The organism is Paraburkholderia sp. BL10I2N1, from assembly GCF_004361815.1.
In the GTDB taxonomy this organism is placed as follows: Bacteria; Pseudomonadota; Gammaproteobacteria; order Burkholderiales; family Burkholderiaceae; genus Paraburkholderia.
Window position 1 is genome coordinate 372,013 of record NZ_SNWA01000003.1, and the last position, 19,548, is coordinate 391,560.

20 protein-coding genes and 1 pseudogene are annotated in these 19,548 nt (G+C 62.0%); 6 read left to right on the top strand and 15 right to left on the bottom strand.

The genetic code is table 11. From position 1 onward, the window contains the following. Window positions 1-87: 87 nt before the first annotated feature. The 6 genes from B0G77_RS39670 to B0G77_RS39695 form a co-directional block, all read right to left on the bottom strand. A complete protein-coding gene (locus tag B0G77_RS39670; RefSeq protein ID WP_133667320.1) occupies window positions 88-2,409 on the bottom strand; it encodes an SMC family ATPase in 2,322 nt (773 codons plus the stop codon). Beyond that, entirely contained in the window at window positions 2,397-2,933 is a 537-nt protein-coding gene (locus B0G77_RS39675) for a hypothetical protein (protein ID WP_133667321.1), read from the bottom strand. The genes B0G77_RS39670 and B0G77_RS39675 overlap by 13 nt, the downstream gene beginning before the upstream one ends. Before the next feature lie 212 nt (window positions 2,934-3,145). Beyond that, a complete protein-coding gene (locus tag B0G77_RS39680) occupies window positions 3,146-4,519 on the bottom strand; it encodes a metallophosphatase family protein (RefSeq protein WP_133667322.1) in 1,374 nt (457 codons plus the stop codon). Between the two features lie 86 nt (window positions 4,520-4,605). After that, a complete protein-coding gene (locus tag B0G77_RS39685) occupies window positions 4,606-5,091 on the bottom strand; it encodes an NADAR family protein (protein ID WP_133667323.1) in 486 nt (161 codons plus the stop codon). 169 nt (window positions 5,092-5,260) lie between these two features. Further along, window positions 5,261-6,622 (bottom strand): hypothetical protein, encoded by a 1,362-nt coding sequence (locus B0G77_RS39690; RefSeq protein WP_133667324.1) that lies wholly within the window; start codon window positions 6,620-6,622, stop codon window positions 5,261-5,263. Then, window positions 6,619-6,984, bottom strand: coding sequence for a hypothetical protein (locus B0G77_RS39695; protein ID WP_243751479.1), 366 nt, complete (start codon window positions 6,982-6,984; stop codon window positions 6,619-6,621). Before B0G77_RS39695 ends, B0G77_RS39690 begins: the two co-directional genes overlap by 4 nt. Before the next feature lie 527 nt (window positions 6,985-7,511). On the opposite strand from B0G77_RS39695, the gene B0G77_RS39700 reads away from it, so the two are divergent. From B0G77_RS39700 to B0G77_RS39720, 5 genes are all read left to right on the top strand, one after another. After that, entirely contained in the window at window positions 7,512-8,147 is a 636-nt protein-coding gene (locus B0G77_RS39700; protein WP_133667325.1) for a DUF1845 domain-containing protein, read from the top strand. A 90-nt stretch (window positions 8,148-8,237) separates the two neighbouring features. Further along, a complete protein-coding gene (locus B0G77_RS39705; RefSeq protein ID WP_133667326.1) occupies window positions 8,238-9,164 on the top strand; it encodes a hypothetical protein in 927 nt (308 codons plus the stop codon). Between the two features lie 11 nt (window positions 9,165-9,175). Continuing rightward, window positions 9,176-9,571: a polymer-forming cytoskeletal protein gene (locus tag B0G77_RS39710; protein WP_133667327.1), complete on the top strand. Its 396-nt coding sequence runs from the start codon at window positions 9,176-9,178 to the stop codon at window positions 9,569-9,571. Between the two features lie 19 nt (window positions 9,572-9,590). Further along, window positions 9,591-10,259 carry a hypothetical protein gene (locus B0G77_RS43960; protein WP_208116593.1) on the top strand — a complete coding sequence of 223 codons (669 nt, stop codon included), beginning with the start codon at window positions 9,591-9,593 and terminating at the stop codon, window positions 10,257-10,259. 240 nt (window positions 10,260-10,499) lie between these two features. Further along, window positions 10,500-10,892, top strand: coding sequence for a hypothetical protein (locus B0G77_RS39720; protein WP_133667328.1), 393 nt, complete (start codon window positions 10,500-10,502; stop codon window positions 10,890-10,892). A 110-nt stretch (window positions 10,893-11,002) separates the two neighbouring features. Here the strand turns inward: B0G77_RS39720 and B0G77_RS39725 are convergent, their stop codons facing one another. The 4 genes and pseudogenes from B0G77_RS39725 to B0G77_RS39740 all read right to left on the bottom strand — a co-directional run. After that, the gene (locus tag B0G77_RS39725) at window positions 11,003-11,731 is read right to left on the bottom strand and encodes a hypothetical protein (protein WP_133667329.1); all 729 of its coding nucleotides are present in this window, start codon (window positions 11,729-11,731) and stop codon (window positions 11,003-11,005) included. A 17-nt stretch (window positions 11,732-11,748) separates the two neighbouring features. Then, the gene (locus tag B0G77_RS39730) at window positions 11,749-13,455 is read right to left on the bottom strand and encodes an ATP-dependent helicase (RefSeq protein ID WP_133667330.1); all 1,707 of its coding nucleotides are present in this window, start codon (window positions 13,453-13,455) and stop codon (window positions 11,749-11,751) included. 16 nt (window positions 13,456-13,471) lie between these two features. Then, entirely contained in the window at window positions 13,472-14,374 is a 903-nt protein-coding gene (locus B0G77_RS39735) for an ATPase (protein ID WP_133667331.1), read from the bottom strand. A 750-nt stretch (window positions 14,375-15,124) separates the two neighbouring features. Further along, window positions 15,125-15,391 (bottom strand): annotated as a pseudogene (locus B0G77_RS39740) (SRPBCC domain-containing protein); the annotation flags it as partial. 136 nt (window positions 15,392-15,527) lie between these two features. Here B0G77_RS39740 and B0G77_RS39745 point away from each other — a divergent pair. Beyond that, window positions 15,528-17,267 (top strand): IS1634 family transposase, encoded by a 1,740-nt coding sequence (locus B0G77_RS39745; RefSeq protein WP_133660463.1) that lies wholly within the window; start codon window positions 15,528-15,530, stop codon window positions 17,265-17,267. On the opposite strand, the gene B0G77_RS45415 is transcribed toward B0G77_RS39745, so the two are convergent. From B0G77_RS45415 to B0G77_RS39770, 5 genes are all read right to left on the bottom strand, one after another. Further along, window positions 17,216-17,554 (bottom strand): SRPBCC domain-containing protein, encoded by a 339-nt coding sequence (locus B0G77_RS45415; RefSeq protein WP_279571380.1) that lies wholly within the window; start codon window positions 17,552-17,554, stop codon window positions 17,216-17,218. The genes B0G77_RS39745 and B0G77_RS45415 overlap by 52 nt on opposite strands. Further along, complete coding sequence (locus B0G77_RS39755; RefSeq protein ID WP_133667332.1) at window positions 17,547-17,882, bottom strand: metalloregulator ArsR/SmtB family transcription factor; 336 nt, start codon at window positions 17,880-17,882, stop codon at window positions 17,547-17,549. Before B0G77_RS39755 ends, B0G77_RS45415 begins: the two co-directional genes overlap by 8 nt. Before the next feature lie 306 nt (window positions 17,883-18,188). Further along, window positions 18,189-18,794 carry a DUF4400 domain-containing protein gene (locus tag B0G77_RS39760; RefSeq protein ID WP_133667333.1) on the bottom strand — a complete coding sequence of 202 codons (606 nt, stop codon included), beginning with the start codon at window positions 18,792-18,794 and terminating at the stop codon, window positions 18,189-18,191. Further along, window positions 18,784-19,068, bottom strand: coding sequence for a hypothetical protein (locus B0G77_RS39765; protein WP_133667334.1), 285 nt, complete (start codon window positions 19,066-19,068; stop codon window positions 18,784-18,786). Before B0G77_RS39765 ends, B0G77_RS39760 begins: the two co-directional genes overlap by 11 nt. After that, window positions 19,025-19,543 (bottom strand): hypothetical protein, encoded by a 519-nt coding sequence (locus tag B0G77_RS39770; RefSeq protein WP_133667335.1) that lies wholly within the window; start codon window positions 19,541-19,543, stop codon window positions 19,025-19,027. The genes B0G77_RS39765 and B0G77_RS39770 overlap by 44 nt, the downstream gene beginning before the upstream one ends. Window positions 19,544-19,548 lie beyond the last annotated feature (5 nt).

A 19,548-nucleotide genomic window follows, 5' to 3' on the forward strand; every position in this document is an offset into this window, starting at 1 on the left:
CTCCTCAAGGAAAACGGCGGGGAGCAACCCCTGAAGGGATGGGCTCCCCACAGGGTTGAGATACGAAAAATAAAATGGCTTCGGCGCTCAGGCCGCGAGAGCCTGGACGTCAATCACTGCATCGGCTTCCAGAATCAGGTCCGGCGTTTGCGAGATGAAGAACTCCCGCTCATAGCCACCCTGATTCAGGACTTCACGTTTCATCCGCATGAACTGCAGCTTGCGCTCAGGATCGAGCGGGCCATCGGACTCGTCGCTGAACAGCGTCTGATACGGTTGGCCTGCGTTGCGCGCGTGGTACAACGCGATACCCCGCGTCAGACACTCGTTGATCCAGACCTTCTGGCCACCCGACATCACCGCGACCGCCTTGGTGCTGTCGTTGTCGGCGTCTTGCACGAGGATTTCGAATCCCTCGCGCAGGTCGCCACTGGCCAGCTCACGCTGGGTCCGGATCTCGACCGTGAAGCGCATGCCATAGCACGCGAGCAACAGGTCATTGACCGTCTGCGTGAGCGCGGGGCCTGCATCGTCGATGGTCAGGGCGATCACACCTTCATTGCCCAGTCCCTTCGTCAGCAGCTTCCAGCGTGCGATCTCGTCGGATATCCGGTTGGCACGCGACTGTGTCGCGTCGAATCCGGACAGTTCCCTTGTGATCGCCTCGCGCTCAGCTTCGCGCGTCGCCTGCGAGCGGATCAATGCTTCGATCCGTCCATCGAGCGCCGCCAGCGACTCACGGTTGGCCGCGAGTTGCCGGTCAAGCTCGCCGATCGCTGCGGTGACGTCAACGGCCGAAAGACGTGCCATCTCCGACTCCACCTCGCGAAGCAGGCCTGTAAGGCGCCTCGTCTCCGTCTCCCGGCGGGTCCGGCATTCAGCGTCCTCAGCATCGAGGGCCGCGAGTTCCTGACGGGCGGTCACCAGTTCGCTTGTCGCGGCATCCAGCAACGGCTTGCGTGCCGCAAGCTCGGTCGCTTTCTGGAAATCGCGACGCGCGGTTGCCAGCGCTTCGTTGACACTGCGCAGTTCGGTCCGCTTTGCGGCGAGTTGCGCAACCTGCGGTGTCAACAGGTCAGACTGCTCGCGTTGCTTGCGAAAGTTCTCGCGAAGCTTCTCCAGCGAGATTGTCTGTTCCGCTACCCTCGCGGAGGCCTCACGTGCCTGGGCGAGAAGCGGACAGGTAGCGTGCATCTCGTGGCCAGCGCAGGGAACCTCGCTGACAACCGATGCCTGCTGCTGCAGGGTCTTGAGCAACGAGGCCTTTGACATGCCCTCGGACTGAAGCCCTTGCAGGCTGGTCGTTACCGAGGTCAGTGACAGCTGCTTCGCTTCGAGGTCGGCGATCGCCTGTTGTAGCGGTTCAATCCGGGATTCCTCCCGGCCGATCCGCAACTGGGCTTCGTCCCTCATCGCTGCTGCACCCAGAATCGCATCGCGGTCACGCAAGGTTGCCTCGTGAACGCCGATTGACTTCTGGATCACCGTGCGACGCTGGCCTGATCGCTGCGACATGGCCGTGGCTTCAGTTGCAATCGCCTTCAACGAACCGGACAGTTCATTGCGGCGACCCGCCAGCTCTCGCAGCCGTGCCTCGACTGCGGCGCTCTCGCCCTGCTTCGCAACCAGCGTGGCACGTTGCTGGGTCAGGGTAGCCGCAGTGGCATGAGCCGCGTCCCGATCTTTCCTGGCCACGTTCAGTGCTTCACCATCGGCAGCCAGCGCGCGTTCCGTTTGCGCCAGCCGCTCACGCCTGCCCGACAGCGCAACAATCTCCTGTTGCACCGCGTCCAATGCCCGCCCGAGCACCTTCGCGACATCGCCGGCTTTCGCCGACAGCGCGCGCAGGTGATCGATTTTCAGCAGTTCCGCGAGCAGGCCCTTGATCTCGCTCGCACCGTAAGAGGCGAGCGGACGACGGTTCTGCGCGGAAAATACGCTGGTGAAAAACGATTCCAGCGAGCCGCAGATCGATTCGACGCAGTGATCGTAAGTCTCGCCCTTCCCATCCGACGCCGTGCCGTCTGGCAGGCGGACTGGCTGCCATGAACCATCAACGGCGAGCGAAGCCAGGAAGTACTCGGCCTTGCCCACCTTGCCAGGTTTGCGGAACGCGAACGAAGAGCGGTAGCGGGTGCCACCGTGCTCCCATTCGAATTCCTTCACCGCGTGGGTGCCACAGAGGTGGTCCCAGTAGGAAAAGGCGTCGACCGACAGCTTCGTCGCACGAGACGGCATGATCCGGTACGGATGCAGGTTATCGATGATCGTGGATTTCCCCGCCCCGTTCGGGCCGGTGAGCGCAATGAGACCAGCCGGCAGCGACTCGAGATCGAGTGTCACGCTCTCGCGCTTCATCCCATCCCGAACGCCAGTAAAGCCTTCGAGCGTCAGTTTCAGAGGGCGCATGTCGGCACCTCCAGAACGGGTCCGCCGAAGTAGTCGTCAGCCGACATCCACGGCATGTCGTCGTCGTTGGGCAACGGCGCGGCAATCACAGGATCCAGCTTCGGCGCCTCCACAGGCTTCACCAGCGTCCCGTCGACGGCCTTCTGGACGTCTTCGCAGACCTTCTGGAAGCTTGCCGCCGTCTGGGTAAGCAGTGCATCCCAGCCGTCACAGCCGGTCAATGCCCGAAGCTCGCGCCCGGACCACTGACTGGCATAGCCCGTGTTGAACGACCACAGGAGGTTTTGCATCTCGACGTCTAGTACGACAACGAGTTCGGGCTTTTCGGACTCGATCGAATCCGCCAGCACGAGACAGCTGTCGCGTTGAGCGAGCACGGCACCACGGTCGGCGCCAAAGGGTTGATGAAAGACGCCCGCGGTGAATCCGGCGTGTTTCACGAGATCCTGCTGAAGCACGCGGGCCATTGCGGTGGCGTTGTAATGCCGGACCCAGCTGGAGCCGGCGGGATAAAGGCCAAACATGATCACACTCCACGAAAATGAGGCGGAGTGCGTTCCGGAAGGGATCACTCCCCGCCGGGGTCAAAAGAAAATGGATGCAGTGAACTGCCATCGATGCGTCAAAAGACGCGGGTGAACCTTGTTTCGATAGCCCGATCATTGGTTCGGGCTATCGGAACACGACTGTGTCCGCACGGGAGCGCCATACAGGCCACTCCCGCGAAAAGGCGGCATCAAGCCGCAAAAAGATCATCGGTAAGCCACGACAGCGAAGACGGTTGTGGTTCCGCCCTTGCCTGCGGCAGTTCGATGACAGGCGCGGCAACCAGTTCGGCGGTAGCCATCGACTCGAGAGCGACACGCAGCGTGCGCGGTGCAGGCTCGAGATCGATCCGCTCGAGTATGGCTGCCGCGATTGCCTCGGCATCACCTGTTTCGAGCAGCTGCAGACGCTCCACGACTGGCGCTGGCTCGACGTTCGCCAGTTCGCACCAGCGAAGCACCTTGCCGTCGACAGTCGTTTCCAGGCTGATGCCCTGGGCACGGCTGCGAACTACCGGCAACACGCGCGGCTCCATCTTCAGACCGCCGGCCCCGGCGAACATCGCCGCGATCGCGTCGCGGTCAACGAGCTGCCGGTGCTCTTCATCGATGTGCCAGCGAATGCGCACGAACGTGTCGGCTGTCTGCGCTGCGACTTCGGCCAGACGCGCCATGTCTGGCGGTCCGTCGAACTCGATGCACAAGGTCTTCCGGGATGGTGTTGGAATCAGCAGCGAATCCGACTCATCTGGAAAGACACCCCACAGGAGGTAGCCCTTGTCGCCTTCTTCGCCATAGTGAAACCGGCCGATCGACCCCGGGTACGCCACGCGCCTTCCCGCGCGCTCCCAGAACTGGTGCTTGTGGATATGACCAAGCAGGAAGGCGCTGCATTCCGCTTCGAAGAGCACTCCGATCGAGAATTCGTGATCGAACCCCGCCATCGTCACGCCATGCTCGGTGACACAACCGTTCACCGTCCCGTGAGAGACGCCAGCAGTCGCGATGCCCGAAGCCCTCAGTTCCCTGTTCACGCGGCCTGCCGCCGCCAGATATGCGGCAAGCACTTCGCCCAGTTCCGTACCCGCAGCCAGCGCGCCAACGCTTGCCGCAAGCTGGCCCTTGTTGACCGTCGGAAGGCAGGTGAACACGACCTCAGGCTGAAGCGCGATGATCTCGCCCAGCTCTTCGGGAGAGAACACCGGACCGCTGGACGCCGTGAAGCGCCCCTCGACCAGGGCGACCTGGCAGACACGATCGGCAATGAATACCTCGTGGGCTCCGCCCATCAGGGCGAAGTTGTCGAGCGTGCCGGGCGGCTCGTGGGAGAACGTGCCCTGCAGCATCAGGACCGGCATGGCGGTAGCCAGCCGGTGAATCTGTGTCGCCAGAGCATTCAGCGACGGCGCGTGAGCGTCGAGCCTGTGATCTGTCGAGTCACCGGAAATGACGCCGACCTGAGCCTTCTGGTCGATGGCATCGCCCACCGCGAAACCGAAACACCGGTCAGATTCGACCAGGTTATCGGGCGAGTAATGCAGGTCAGAAAAATGTGCGATTTTCAAATTCGCCTCCAGAAATGCAAAGAGGCCACCCGAAGGCAGCCTCAATGGTTGAACGCCGCACGGCGGCGTAGGGACAGGTAGAAAGGTCAGTGTTGCGAAAGCGCGTCCCGCACCCGCGTAAGCGTGATGCCGAGCAGGTTGAGACCTCGCCATTGCCGCGGGTCGGCAATGCGCGCGTCGCGCTCGCCAAGCCCCACGCCCCAAATGCGGTCATAGGGACTGGCTTCGACGAGTTCAGTCGGCGCAGTGGCCAGCAGCATGGATCGCAGTGCGGGGTTCTGTGCGAACTTCTCGCGACAGCCAACGAACACGATCGATTCCCGGCGTTTTTCCCATTCGGTGAGATCAAAGCCCGCAACCTTCCGGCCGAGCATCTTCTGCGTCATCGGATCCGGTGCCGCGAGAATCCGCTGTGCCGACGGCAGGTCGTTGAAGAGCCTCGCTTTCGCGAACATCATGAACTGCTCGACGCTCGTGAATGCGACATCGTGATGAACGAACGGGCACCGATGCCAGTTACTGAAAACATCGTCCGCGCCGAAAAACGCGGTGTAGTTCCCGATCCTGCGCATCGGACGAGTCCTGTATCGAAAAGAAAGTAGATGGCCGCCGAAGCGGGTTGGTTCGATGCGTCAAATGACGCTGTCGAAAGCACTTGAGCAAGCCCGCTTGCTGAAATGTTCTCGATGAAAGGGGAAGAACTGCCAGCCCCGAGGGGCCGGCAAAGAGTGGAAGAGAGAACTACTCGAAAAGCACGGACTGCGTTGCGCCCTTGATCTCGCGATCAAGGGCGGCCGGATCCGTCAACGCCTGCGTGAGCCGGGCGTTCATCCGGTCTACGTCCTGCGCGCGCTCCGCCCAGCCCCGTCCGTAGGTAACGTGGCCAAAAACGCGGAAGTCCTGCTGGCGCGCTTCGACACTCAGACCCAGTCGCTGCAACAGATCCGACATCCGGTGCCGCTTGTCTTCAAGCGACTCCTCCTGCGTGTCGGCCATCACCTGCTGCATCAACGGTCCTGGCGTTGCCGCTCCGGACGCCCCTGTTGTCACCGGCTGCGAATCGGGTGAGATCGAGGACGTCGATGGATCGAACTCCGCGATGGCTTCAGCATTCGCAGCTGAGGTATGCAACGGGAGAACATTTCCGCCAGCCTCAATCAACGCGACCGCCTCGTTGGCCGCTTCGAGCGCGGGCAACGAATCGTCCGCACCATCAAGCAACGCACCGATATCGATATCCGCATCGAGGACCGTCAGCATCTGCTTTTGACGTACTGCTTCGCCCCCTTCGTTGATACGCGTGATATCGAACTCCCGCTTCGAGATCCAGAATCGCGTGCCGGTCAGCTTGCCGCGTGCAAGCAGCACGGTCTGCATCGCCGAATACGCCTTCTGAAGTACGTAGATGGAGTTTGTCGGCAGCTCGATCAGACCAAGCCCCTTGATATCCGGTACCGCGAAGAAGAAGCTGGCCGACAGGTTGCACTGTCTCGCCTGATACTGCGGGCAGCGCTCGGGATCGCACACGCCATCGGGAATGGAATCGTCCTGACGGAAGATGACCACCCTGCCCCCGAAGTGTCGTGTGGCGCGCTGTGCCCGCGGATCGCGTTCGACCTTTGCATAGGTCTTGCAAAATCGTGTGCCGTCCTTTCCATATTCTGAGAAGAACTTGCGCCCGGCTGTGCCCCATGCCGCCATCTGGTTGGGGACGTTCTGCATCCAGTCATTGAATGCAAAGAGCACCGGGAAGCGATAAAGCTTCACGCCACTGCCGCGATCCTCTCCATACAGCCTGAGAATCTCGTCGGCGACATCGGGGTTATTGAAATCGGACCGACGGCACGTGAAGTAATCCACGTTCTTCGGCGCCAGCGGGTTCTTCACCTTGCACTTCGATTCAATCGCCTTCGCGATCGTCTCGAACGAGTCGCCGGCGGCGACCATCGTCGCGTACATTGACGCGGCCTGCTCGTTGGCTCGTGCCGCTGACGTGAGTGCCTTGATACCAGGACGTATCCGGCCGATTGTTGGCGGCCGCATGGCCCGCTCTTCGACCACACTTCGCGGTGGGCCGCCCAGCATGCTGACCACAGCATTCATGATGTTTTCCTCGCAAGAAAAAAGATTGCCGTGGTGCGCATGTTCCTGGCCGCCTGCTCCAGGTCCATGGCCGTCGCGTCTCCGCGGCGCTCAGCAATGTGTGAAAGAAAAATGCGGCGCTCGGTATCGCTGAACGTCGCGATCTGCGCTACTTCACACCGCTCCCGCCAGGCTGGCGATGCGGTATCTGCAGATGCACGCTCCTGCGCAATCGTGTTGCTGATCGTTTCGGCAATACGCGCATCGAGACGGTCTGGAAGCATTGGGAAACCTCCGGTACAGGACAAACGACGAAAAAAAAGCGCGTTCCCCGGGTGGAGGAACGCGCTTTCTGGATTCGTGGGAAATGACCCGAGCGCCACATCCCTTCTGGGGACGTGGCGCTCAGGGAGCCGCGAGGCTCATATGCGGGGACGTAAGTCGCCCCCGCGCAGCATGGTCACGCTGCGCAACAACCCATTTTCGGAAAATTCATTCCGCCGCAGGATCACGGATCAGTCTACTTCGATCGTTCTACCCAGATGGGCTCTGGAGAGAGAACACCCGATATCCGGGTTCGAACGATGTCGCGGCGCAAATGATTGCGGCCGGCGACGAGTTTCATGACTGAAAGATGGGGAGACGTGGGCTGGACGCTCATCAACAGAAGATTCCACACCAGTTGCCGTCTGGTCGGAGCATGCCCATGGGCACGGCTTGTACAGAAGATGGACTTCGGGCTACGAAGTCGAGGTCGATGCGTCAGTGACGCAGGAAGTAGAGTCAGTATTGCGTAAAAACGGCAGCGCAATACCCGGAAAGATAACGAAATCAGCGCAGCTTTTGCCTGAATTCATCAGACTTGACGCGCGCACAATGATCGGTGAGAGAGACCACACCCGACAATCACATGGCTGCCGTTCTTGAACTCCCGCCGGATCCCGACCGGGATGCGCCGCCTGGCGACCCGCGCCCGGCACTGACCATCGCCGCAACCGATACCTCCGCCACCGGTACGCCACCGCAAAGCGCTGGCGGCAGCGGACTGAAGCCGATCGCGCGGCTGACGAGCGATTCGCGCATCGAGCGCATCATTCCGGACTCGGACGCCGTCACTGTTCTACGCTATAGCTCGCAGTTCGCACGGGATTTTATCCGTAGCGACTATAACTTCTGTGCGTCAAAGATCGCGGTCGCCCGCGGCGGCAAGATGCGCGCGATCGAGACGGGGCTTCGCGACGCAAGCGAGTGGTTGCGCAAGGCAACTGCATGGGTGGAAAAACATAACGCCCGCTCGATCGCGCTACCGCACGAAGTCATCGAACTGAAGGTCACCCGGCCCCTTGCAGGCCTGCTCGTTCGTTGTCTGACCCAGTACGACCGGCTCTTTGTCGGCACGCTGGAAGCCGTCCTTGCAGAGAAGCTAAAAGGCGAGGAGCGCGAAACCATTCTTTTAAACGCTGCAAAACGGATCCGGCAGATCGGCCAGATCTGTATCCCGGACAACGACGCATACGACTTCGACGGCACCCGCCGCGACCAGTAGCTACCCGCATTCCAACCCACACGCACCGGGCGGACTTGACTTCGCATCCGGCTGGATACGCTCGAGCTGTCACCCCTCAAGAGGAACCCCATGGATATACGGCAGATTCAGGCGCTGCACGCGCAGTACGCATCGCAGCCCGTCGTTATTGATATCGCCGGGCACGTCAAGGCGATGCCTGCGCTCCCGGCGCCCGATGCAAACACCAGCGCCGCGGACTCTCTCCGTCGTGTGGCAGCCGCGCTTCAGCGCGCCGGTAAGCCCGCAGCGATTATTGTTGCTGTCGCGGCGCTTGCGGCTGGAGGCGGCATCAGCGCCGCGAAGTTATGGAAAGTGATCCATACGAGTCTGAGCGCTCCCACGACGCTCGCAACTTCCGCGTCATCCTTGCCTCAGGCAACGGTTGCGCAGGCGGGCTCCGATTCGGATAGCCCGATCAACGCCGCTCCGCCACGACCGCTAACTGCATCCGATTTCGGCGGCCGCAACCCCGAGATGCAATCAGCGCTTTCCAACGTCGACGCCCATGCGCTCATCGCGCCGCGCACGCCGTCCGGGCCGCAGCAGGTCACAAATATCACTTCGTCTGCGTCCGGTGAAGCGGGCGCGGCCGCCTCGCCGATCCGTATGGTGCGTCCGACGACAGCAAGCCAGCCCGTCAGTCCCGCGCCCGTGATCGCGAGCGCTCAGGCAAACGCTCAGGCCAGCGCATCGGCCGTCGCGCCAGGCACTCAGCAGGCCCAGCCCGTAAACCAGCCCGACACAGACCGCAGCGCAGTACAGACGACCGCCATGGCGACCCCGACGCCGAGTCAGCCGGCAACGGTCGCGATAGCGCCAGCAACACCCGCCAAACCGGCGTTGCGGCAAATCCGCCGTATCACTGCGCATCACTCGCACGAGGCGGGAGACGCGGCCAGCACGCCCGGCACACCGGCACAGACACCCGCGCCGGCCGCTTCTGCGGGCAACAGGCCGGCCACCGCTGGCAAGTCCGGTGACGTCCAACTTTTCTGAGAGAGGCATTCGTGAAAGCAAAACAACTCAACGTAACGTTGCTGGCCGCCGGAGCGACGATTCACGGCGACGTCATTCTCGATCATGGCCTGAGCACGTTCGGAATCGTCAGCGGCTGCCTGATCGCCAATACGGGCCTGTTGCATGTCGGACCCGGGGGACTCGTGAAGGGTGGCGTCGAAGGCGAACATGTGCGGATCGACGGATCGGTAGACGGTGACGTCCATGCCCGCAGCTCGCTGGAGATCAACGGCCGGGTCAAGGGTAACGTCTTCTACGGTGGGACGATCCGGCTCGGGCCACGAGCTGCGCTCGACGGAAAGATCTCGAGGTCGGCTCGCGAACTGACGGTTGAGAACGCCGCAGACAACGTCCAGCAGTTGCCGCGACAGGCTTCCGCCAGCTAGTCGACGAAAGGCGAGCGCAATGTCTCTTTCCTCTTTCATTTGCGGTGCGGCGACTGGGGTTATCGTCTGCATCATTCCCGCAGCCGCCGTCGTTCGGCGCCGGATTGCCGTCAATGACGCCGATCCGTGGCTGAATCCGCCCACGCGTGAGGCCCACCGACTCCTCGAAGCAACAAGGCGACAGCTCTATCGCCTGATTGAAAGCTCGCGCGCTCGCGCTCACATGGCGCCGCGACGCGGTGTAGAGATGCTGTCCGCCGTTTGTCCGCGTGACGGCGTCATCGTCTTCGACAACGGTGTGGCCACACTGACCGACGGCACCAAACTCGACGTCAATGGACTCACGTCGGCAGTCATCGCAGCGATCGGGGAAGCCTACGTCGCGATGGACGCTGCCTCATCGGTGCTCACGGACTATGCCGCGACGCTCAGCCCGCAAGACCTCGAAAATCATCCGCAGGCGTTCATGCGCGCGATCGCCGGGCTAACCGACAAGTATCCGATGCAGTCGCAGATTGTGGCGCTCGCGCGGCTGCTCGACATCGATCCGGAATCCAACGCGCTTGGCATTGGAGGTGCCGAGTTGTGGCGACACAACCAGGCGCGACTATTCGGCGATCGCAGATCGGGGCGACGTGAAAGCGGACGGCTCGACACGGGCAGATCCCCGGGATCCTTCGGCAACTGAAGATCAGAAACGCAGCACGCAAGGTTTAGCAATTCGCTCGCCAAGCCGGTGATTCAGCGCACGCGCGCGGCCCGGGAGCAATAGCGGTATCCACAAGACATTGACGGAGGTTAAATTGAAGCACGCAATTCACCTGGCAGTAGTCGCAGCGACGGCGATCGTCGGCGTCAGCAATGCCGTGGCTGGCCCCACCCTCAACACCACACCCTTGAGGTCGTCTGGTTGAAGGACGGCAATACCATGGTCACCGGCACCACGATCCTGAAGGATCAGTTTGGGAACGAGACACCATTCGTGATCTCCGACGGCACCGAAATTGGCTATGGAACGTGCAGCAAAGACGGAACTACGCTCCGGCTCAGGAGCAACAGCCAGTTCGTCGGCCGCTCGATTGTAGTGAAGCCCGTCGGACAGGAAGGGGAGAAGATCAGGCTCTCGATCTCGGCAACCGATACCGTATCGACCGGAATCGACGAAGTGGGTCCGGCTGATTGCCGCTCGCAGGTTGTAAAGACAGCTGGCCTGGACGTCAGCAACGTCGCCGCGACGATTGCCGATGGCGCTACCGTAGAGGTGCCGCTGGGGGATCCCCACTACCAATTGCGGCTCAAGTTGAAGGGCGACACCCAGTAAAACGGTGCACACGACGATCGATCGCGCGCCAGGATGCGGATCGTCCTACTGAACGCAAAGGCCGCCCTCGGGCGGCCTTGTTCTTTGGATCGTCGCATGAGTCTTTGAGCCTAGATGCCTTGTGACGTCCGGTGAAACAGGGGTTCGTAACCTGGGATATTGACGAGCCGTCGTGCGCGATCGATGCCCATCCCCCTGGATTCAAACCAGACAGCCAACCAGTCGAGGGCGCGCTCCAGCGCGTGCTCGGCTGAGTCGCTCGCGCCGCGCATCGCGTGATGCGTTGCCAGGGTAATGTACGCCCGGGAGTTCGCGAGAAAGAATACCGGGGACTCAATTCGTGCACGTTGCCAGCACACGTCAAACAAAGATGCCATCTCCGCGGTACCCAGGAGCGTCACGTTCTTTCGCTCGGGATCTGAGGCGTGAATCGTGGACGTATCAGGCAGACCAAACCCGTCGACGCTCTTGCGTAGCGTATCAAAGACGCCGGCATTCGCTTCGCGCCATGACTCGAGCACGCAAGCGCCCTGGGCTATCCATAGTCGTGATGCCACACTTTCCAGCACCATTCGATCGCATTTATCGGTCTGAGGGAGCTTCAGGCCGGCAATCGCTAGCGGCGCCCAGTCTGGACGCCCCACGGCGTAACTGTAGGTATCGTCGCCATCGTCGTAATAAAAGCAAAGGTCGTCGTGGCGCGCGACGCTGAAGTCGAACGAGGCTTCGTCACGCCTGTGTGGCGGCGGCGATGGCGCCGCTGGGGCGGGACTGTCATCGACAAGCGAAGCGCTCGCAGCAGGCACGTAGCCCATTTTCCGGAAAAGCAGGTCTAGCATCGTGGCTCCACAGACATTCAACGCACTTCGGATTCGATGACGAAGCGCGAGACGGGATTTTTCCTGATCGTTGCAATGACGAGACTGTCACGCGCACGGGTCATCGCGACATAGAAGAGCCGCCGCTCTTCGGATTCCGGGCTTTTCTCGTCAGGGACGACACCCTCTTCGGCGCGCGTGATCCATACGTGATCCCATTCGAGGCCTTTCGAGCTGTGCATGGTCGTGAGCACCAGTGCGCCCTCACCGGGCTTGTTGTTATCCCGCTTCAGGAACTCGATACGCTCGGAGAAGAGGCCGTTCAGGCGTGAAATCACGTCATACGTGGCCTGGATCGCGCGGATGGCCTGATCGCCGTTCGCCCAGAGGAGCATCCATTCCAGCACCCCTTCGAGCGCGAGAGAATAGAACTTGCGCTCGCACAGCGACTGCCACTCGGCAAGACGCTTCATGAATGCCCGGTAGGCACTCGCCGTGTCCTCGGTCAGCCCGAGCGCGACCAGATCCTTCTTCTGGCGCTGGACCAGTGTCGCTCCCATATCGTGATGTAGCGCGCTCAGGTCGGTCGAACTCATGCCCATATAGCCGAGAACTGCATCCAGACCGTTCAGCTTGCGGCCCTCCACGATCTCCAGCAGGTTGCACATCAATGCACCCTGCGGCCGGTTGAGCACCGAACTGCCCGATGCACGGTAATACTTCACACCGTGCGACCGGCACACGGATTCGATCGGATCGAGGATCCGGTTCGTCCGGGCGAGGATCGCACACGAGCGGCCCGCGTGGAGCAACGGCTGCAGGGCTTCGACGGCGGCCGCTGCATCAGCGTATTCATCATCGAAGCGAAGACTGGAGACGGAACCGCCCTGCCCACGCTCAGCCTTCAGCAACTTCGGGATCCGGTCGGCATTGTTGCGGATGACCCGGTCGGCCGCGGCAAGAATCTCGCTGCGGCAGCGATAGTTGCTTCCGAGTACCACCTTCTGCGCCGCGAATGAACCAGCAAAGCTCTCCATGCCGCGAAAGCCCAGTGCAGCACGAAAGCCGTAAATGCTCTGGTCATCGTCGCCGACCACCGTCACCTGCGCACCCGCTTTCGCGTGCAGCTCCACCCAGCGGTACTGAAGCGGATCCGTATCCTGAAACTCGTCAACGAGCAGATCGGTGAACCGGTAGGGCTGGATCTCGCCGCTTTCCATGCCTGCAACCGCGAGGCGCAGCATGTCCTGAAAGTCGATCTTGCCGTTGCGCGAGAGGGCTTGCTGGTAGGCGTCGTATAAGCGGGCATCGGGCGATCCGGCGTCTACCCGTCCGAAATTCGTCTTGATGCGTTCGATCACCGGGATGACGTCTTCCGGCTTCCAGTTCAGGCCCAGATCCGCGATGACCCGCGAGAGCAGCCCGAGCCGGTCCCCATCGGAAGCGATATCGCGTCGGGCCTGCCCAGGCTGGCCAAGCTGGCGAAAAGCCAGCGAGTGGAAGGTTCCGGCAGTGAGCCTGCGCTTTACCTGCGTGCCGGCAAGCGTCAGTATGCGGTCGCGCAGTTCCACCGCGGCGTCCTTGCTGAATGTGACGGCGCCGACTGTCGCAGCGGGATCCGCGAGCAGCAACGCCGCCTTGGTCGCGATGGTCTTGGTCTTGCCTGCACCGGGGCAGGCAATTGCTACGCAATGGCGGCGCAACTGCGCCACCTCACGTTGCTGGGGGTTCAGCTCCTCGAGCATGGCGCGGACTGCCAGCCTAGCGACCGCGCACGGTGGTCATCAGTCGCAGGTGCGTCATGTATCCGCGCACGCCAACCGGGTGGAACTTGCGCAGGAATCGCGACGTTTCCTCGTCAACGTCCGACTGGTCGCGGATGCCGTTCCAGACGAGGAAATCGAAGTTGTCCATGACCTGGTCGAACTTGAGCATGAGCGAGAGCAGTCGCATCGAGAAACGCGAGTAGGCCTCGACCTCGATATCCAGTGACGGCTTGGTCACCGTTGGCGCAAACACAATTTCGCCTCGCGCCTTCATCTCGGTCTCGGTCCTGCCGCGAAAGCCGCTCGCGACGTCAAGCTGCTCGTTCACGTAGGCTTCGAGCTCGACCACCTGCTTCTCGAACCAGGTGATGACCGCACCCTGGTCTTCAGCACCGAACGTGGACCGGCCAAAGCGCTGCATGTTGATGCTCATGCGGTTCAGATACGGCCACCACTGCTCAAACAGCGGCTTCAGGCGGGTGTGATTCAGACGCACCGTGGCCTTCACGACCGCAGCGCCCGAGAGCTGGCGATTCATCAACTCACGACCGATCTCGCGACGGCGCTGGACGATCGCTGCGCGCTCAGCCGGCGGCAGATCCCGAAAGGCCTTGCGCGTGCGCGCGACCTGTTCGCGCTTCTCGGCCGCCTCCGACTCGCTGATCATCCCCTCCTTCTGAAGGGTCGTCGCGGCATCCTCCATCTGCTGGAGTTCGCTCTCGATCTCGCCGTCGTCCGCGCCGTCAGTAACCAGCGGGCCGGCATTGGCACCCGGTTCTGCCGTAGGGTGAGCCGCAGCACCCGTTACCGTTGCCGCATTCACGCCTGCACCGGCACCTGCTGTCGTGTTCGCCGCCGCGTCATCGACAACGTTCGTCTCTTCGTTGATCGTGCTCATCTGGGTATCCCTGTGGTAAGTGACCGCACATGCGCGGCATGAGCCTATTGTTACGAGGGAACCACGTGCCGACGCCCGCAAAACGTGGGTCATTTAGGCACGCTTTCGTGGTGCTACGATCGGTCAGCGACCGGGCGACAACCGCTGAGGACACAATGCGGCAAGGCACCTGCAAGGGCTGCGAGCCGGGGGACACGCCCTGCCCGAAGACGGCGCTTATGGGGCAAACGGGACCGTTACCTGGGGCACGACGCTGATGCAGGTGCAGACATGCCTGTCCTGGACCGGGGAGGAGGCGCGCGCCGTGGGTCTGTCCTGGGCACGCGAATGGGCGGGCGGCACGAAACGAAGTGCCAGTCCGTCGGCAGCCCCTCAACCGGTTGAGGGGCTTAAGCTGGAATGATGCGGTTTTTCGTGTAGCTTTCCGGGAAATGCGCTGAGTGAGTGATATCGCCCGGTGACTCTATACCTCGCTTTGGCTTCCGCTCATGTAAGTGGCCGTCGTCGACCCTTCACTGCCGTTCGTCACCGACCGCTTCGGCGAAGGCTGGATTGCGAGGCACCAGGGCGGGGGGGTGCAACCTGACAACTACGGAGCTCGACACAAAGGGAGGCCCCGAAGGGCCTCTTCTCTGTTATGCGCGCGACCGAGGTCAGTGCGTTCGCCCGCGAATTGATCGACCATTCGATGAGCTACGCCCGAGTTTTCGAGTAGCTTGAGATGTTTCGAGACAGCGGCCAGCGATATATTCAGCGGTCACCTCCAGAGTGGGCACTCTCGACGGGGTAGGGCTCCTGCAGAACGATCGAGCCGGTCTCCAGCAGGGACTTGAGGTTGGAGATGATCTTCGGCCACCCGCCGGACACCGCCTCGATGAATTTCGAGGGTTCGCGCTCGATGGTATGGGTGATGGAAAGCTTGACCGCCGTTCCACTGGGTTCCAGTTCCATCGTGCATTGCGACTCGCCTTCGGCCTTGAGCTCGGGCTTGTTCTGGTGCTGCCAGCGGATCACTAAGCCGAGCTTTGACTTCTCAAATAGCCGGAATCCGCATCAGTGCAGGGTTTCGGCTATTTTCTGGGACTATCATGTAGCCATGTAAGTTAGTATTTTTATATTGACTTTCGGTGATTATTTGCTTTAATCAGTGTTCATGTATATCGAACACGTCCCCAACCGCAACTCACCGCCCGCCATCCTGTTGCGCGAGTCCTTCCGCGACGGCAACAAGGTGAAGAAGCGCACCCTGGCCAACCTCTCATCGCTGCCCGCCGAGGTCATCGAAGGACTGAAGGTGCTGCTGCGCGGTGGCGTCGCAGTGCCCTCGGCTGAAGAGGCCTTCGTGATCGAGCGCAGCCTGCCGCACGGACATGTGGCCGCGGTGCTGGGCGCGGCGCGTGCCTGCGGCGCCGAGCAGTGGTTTGCGGCTGCACCGGCCGCGCTGCGCGCGATGCTCATGGCGCTGCTGGTGGCGCGGGTGGTGTCTCCCGCTTCGAAGCTGGCCACCCATCGCATGTTGCGCGACGAGACCGCGACCCACTCGCTGTCGCGGCTGCTGAAGCTGGGCGAGGTTGACCTCGGACAGGTCTATACCGCGCTCGACTGGCTGGGCGAGGCCCAGGAAGACATCGAGAAGCGGCTGGCGCGCAAGCATCTGGCCGGCAGCATGCTGGTGCTCTATGACCTCACGTCCACGTGGGTGACCGGAGACTGCTGCGAGCTTGCCGCGCGCGGCTACAGCCGCGATGGCAAGCGCGACGATCCGCAGATCGTGTTCGGGCTGGTTTGCACTCCTGAAGGCTGTCCGGTGGCCGTCGAGGTGTTTGCCGGCAACACCGCCGATCCGGCTACCGTGGCCTCGCAGGTGGAGAAACTGCGGGACCGCTATGGCATCGGCAAGATCGCCTGGGTGGGCGACCGGGGCATGCTCACGCAGGCGCGCATCGACACGGTATTGCGCCCGGCGGGGCTGGACTGGGTGAGCAGCCTGCGCGCGCCGCAGGTGAGCGCGCTTGCCCAGGAGAAGGGGCCTTTCCAGCCCTCGCTGTTTGACGAGCGCAACCTGCTGGAGCTGACCAGTGAGGCGTTCCCCGGTGAGCGGCTCATCGTGTGCCGCAATCCGCTGCTGGCCGAGCAGCGGACCCGCAAACGCGAGGACTTGCTGCAGGCCACTGAAGCCGAGCTGACGAAGATCGCCGAGGCGACCACGCGTGCCCGCAACCGCCTCAAGGGCGCCGATGCCATTGCCCTGCGCGTGGGCCGCGTCATCGACCACTACAAGATGGCCAAGCACTTCGAGCTGAGCTTCACCGACGAGGGCTTCACCTGGACGCGCAAGGCCGGTCAGATCCGGCAGGAAGCGGCGCTCGACGGCCTGTATGTGGTGCGCACCAGCGTGCCCGAACAGGACCTGCCGGCCGAAGCGGCTGTCTCGGCGTACAAGGGCCTGGCGGTCGTGGAGCGTGCCTTCCGGTCGCTCAAGACAGTCGATCTGAACGTGCGCCCCATATTCCACTGGAACGCCGAGCGTGTACGGGCGCACGTCTTCCTGTGCATGCTCGCCTACTACGTCGAATGGCACATGCGCGAGACCTTGAAGCCGATGCTGTTTGACGATGAATACATCGAGCTCGCACGCGCAACCCGGCCCTCGCCCGTGGCCAAGGCACGACGTTCGGACCAGGCAAAAGCAAAGGATGCCACGCGGCTTGGCGAGGACGGCTTGCCCGTCCATAGCTTCCGCACGCTGCTCGATGATCTGGCCACGCTCGCCTACAACGTCTGCCACACATCTCTGAACCCGGACGCAAAGATCGTGATGATCACGCGGCCCACACCCGTTCAGGAAAAGGCCTTCCGCCTGCTGAACATCAGCCCTGTCTGTACCCAGTAACCGACTCCCCCCGACACGCGTAACCGCGGCAATTCAAGGACCTGCGCGCGCCGCATGCTCAAAGTTCGGACTAAGCGCCGTGGCGGCTCGGCCTCGACGATCTCGCCGGAGTCGAAGATCTGACCGTCGCCGGACACCAACCTCCACGAGGATCCCGCCGTCCACTGGCTTTCGCAGTGCATGCCAAACCAATACTGCTTCATGAACTCCTCGTCGGTCAGTGCTGACCACAGCTTCTCCTGCGTGGTGCGGATGTAGGTCACGTAGACAAAGGTCGATCTAGTCATTGTCCTTCTCCAAGCGTTGTTTCAGATCTGAGAGCGCCTTGAGGCGCGGCTTTTCGAACTTGGCAATCCAGCGCTCGTAGATCTTCTGCAGCGGTACTGGATTGAGGAAGTGCAGCTTTTCGCGGCCGCGCCGCACGGTAGCGACCAGGTTCGCCGCCTCGAGCAGGTCCAGGTGCTGCGTCACGCCCTGCCGCGTCATGTCCAAGTGCTCGCACAAGTCGTTGAGGGTGCGGCCGTCGTGTGCGTGCAGCAAGTCCAGCAGCTTGCGCCGGCTGGGATCGGCGAGGGCTTTGAACAGCAAGTCGGTGTCATCGGGGTGCTCAGCCATGGACAACTACATGCAAGTGATCTGTTGCATGAACTATAGGCAAGCAATCCCTTGCGTGTCAAGCACTGATTAATGGTCTCCAACGCGCGCACTAATCGAGGCCTCTGCTTGCTCCGCCTTGAATGGTGGCTTTGTTGCGTCGAATTTCGCTGCGGCTAGTTCCGCTTCTGGCCGTTGGCGGCCTCCTGAACCCTCAAAGCGATGCGAGAGGGTTGAGCCCCTTACGGTTGAGTTCGTTTCAACCGGTTGAGGGGCTTAACCCTGAATGATGGCGCTTTTCGTGCAGCTTTCCGGGAAATCCTGCACTCATTGATACGACGAGGATGCTTTCCAGAGCAGGACGCCCAGGCATGCGGCGACCGCTATCCAGTACGGCGCGAGGATGGGTACCGGCGCAACAAGCACCGCGCAAGCAACGCCAAACACAAGCAGGATGCCGTGACCGGCGAGGTGAAACGACAGTGGGCTGGCGAAACCGGCGGCTGACGCCCTGATTTTGCGTCGCATCGTGCCGTCTGCAAACATCGCCGTGCAAAAGACCAACGTACCGAGCAGCCACAGTTTCATGACGGTTGCCCGGTAGAAGAGCCGGTAGATCAGCAGCCAGAAGTTATGTACCCACGTGTGCGCGAAGTCCGACACGCCACCATCGCTGATGTCGTCATGCCCCGTCGCATCGATCGTCTTGCGCATCAGCCCCGTCTGCACAAAGAGCCGCCTGAATGTAGCGTTTGTCGTCTCGACGGCCTCATCCGCCCTGGCGTCTCCGATGGTCGCGACCACCGACTGCGTTTCGGCATCCGGGATTTCGAAGAGCGAGCGATCCGGTAGCGTGGGCATCACAAACACCGCAATGATCGGCACGATGAAAAACCACCATTTCACGTGCGAGACGAAACGACTACCCGCCATGGCCGCTCCAGGACAGTTGAGCCAGGTACCCGCCCAGCCGGATCAGGAGATAGGCCGGAAACGCGGTCAGCCCGGCCAGTCCAACATAAAAATGCACGGGCTTGCGGCTGATGAACAGCGCAAGCGCGTACGCCATCGCGTTCGGACCTCGCGCGAATTCAGCCGGCACCGGGGCGTCCATCTCGTCCTGCGCCCCGGCAGTCGTCATCGCCCGATGAGCCACGTCCACCTCAACCCTCGACAACTTCGCTATCAGATAAAGCGTGAGCGACATCGTAGTCCTCGAAGTAGAGACGGAAGTTTTCGCCGGTGAGCGCCCGTGCCGCCAGCTGAAACGCCGCCGAGCGCCGCGTGATGCTTTCCGGGCAGCGCTCGTCGGCCATCCCGGTCGCGAGGCCGCTGTGCCGCGCTTCAAACACCGGAATCGGTTCGAACATGGGTGACCACACGTGATAGCGTTCGCCGTCTCTCGCCACGTACCGGCGCGCGTACAGCAGATGGGCCGGCTCGAACATCCCCTGCATGAACGCCACGTGAGGATCGCCGGTCTTGCGCGTGCGCTTGAAGCCCGCGAGGCCTCCCGCCAGCATTTCCTTGACGAGCGGCTCGGTCTCGCCCATGAACTTCTCCCCGATGAAATCGGCCACACGCGTGCAGGCGAGCTCAAGCTCAGGCGCCAGCGTGAAGACCGGAATCAGGCGGGCGGAGAGTTTGTGGTCGCGGATGATTTTTTTGAATACGGCAGACATGCGTA

Coding starts and splice junctions, on each gene's coding strand:
- B0G77_RS39670 (WP_133667320.1), bottom strand. CDS start 2,409: ATGCGCCCTCTGAAACTGACGCTCGAAGGCTTTACTGGCGTTCGGGAT.
- B0G77_RS39675 (WP_133667321.1), bottom strand. CDS start 2,933: ATGTTTGGCCTTTATCCCGCCGGCTCCAGCTGGGTCCGGCATTACAAC.
- B0G77_RS39685 (WP_133667323.1), bottom strand. CDS start 5,091: ATGCGCAGGATCGGGAACTACACCGCGTTTTTCGGCGCGGACGATGTT.
- B0G77_RS39690 (WP_133667324.1), bottom strand. CDS start 6,622: ATGAATGCTGTGGTCAGCATGCTGGGCGGCCCACCGCGAAGTGTGGTC.
- B0G77_RS39700 (WP_133667325.1), top strand. CDS start 7,512: ATGGCTGCCGTTCTTGAACTCCCGCCGGATCCCGACCGGGATGCGCCG.
- B0G77_RS39705 (WP_133667326.1), top strand. CDS start 8,238: ATGGATATACGGCAGATTCAGGCGCTGCACGCGCAGTACGCATCGCAG.
- B0G77_RS43960 (WP_208116593.1), top strand. CDS start 9,591: ATGTCTCTTTCCTCTTTCATTTGCGGTGCGGCGACTGGGGTTATCGTC.
- B0G77_RS39720 (WP_133667328.1), top strand. CDS start 10,500: ATGGTCACCGGCACCACGATCCTGAAGGATCAGTTTGGGAACGAGACA.
- B0G77_RS39725 (WP_133667329.1), bottom strand. CDS start 11,731: ATGCTAGACCTGCTTTTCCGGAAAATGGGCTACGTGCCTGCTGCGAGC.
- B0G77_RS39730 (WP_133667330.1), bottom strand. CDS start 13,455: ATGCTCGAGGAGCTGAACCCCCAGCAACGTGAGGTGGCGCAGTTGCGC.
- B0G77_RS39735 (WP_133667331.1), bottom strand. CDS start 14,374: ATGAGCACGATCAACGAAGAGACGAACGTTGTCGATGACGCGGCGGCG.
- B0G77_RS39745 (WP_133660463.1), top strand. CDS start 15,528: ATGTATATCGAACACGTCCCCAACCGCAACTCACCGCCCGCCATCCTG.
- B0G77_RS45415 (WP_279571380.1), bottom strand. CDS start 17,554: ATGACTAGATCGACCTTTGTCTACGTGACCTACATCCGCACCACGCAG.
- B0G77_RS39755 (WP_133667332.1), bottom strand. CDS start 17,882: ATGGCTGAGCACCCCGATGACACCGACTTGCTGTTCAAAGCCCTCGCC.
- B0G77_RS39760 (WP_133667333.1), bottom strand. CDS start 18,794: ATGGCGGGTAGTCGTTTCGTCTCGCACGTGAAATGGTGGTTTTTCATC.
- B0G77_RS39765 (WP_133667334.1), bottom strand. CDS start 19,068: ATGTCGCTCACGCTTTATCTGATAGCGAAGTTGTCGAGGGTTGAGGTG.
- B0G77_RS39770 (WP_133667335.1), bottom strand. CDS start 19,543: ATGTCTGCCGTATTCAAAAAAATCATCCGCGACCACAAACTCTCCGCC.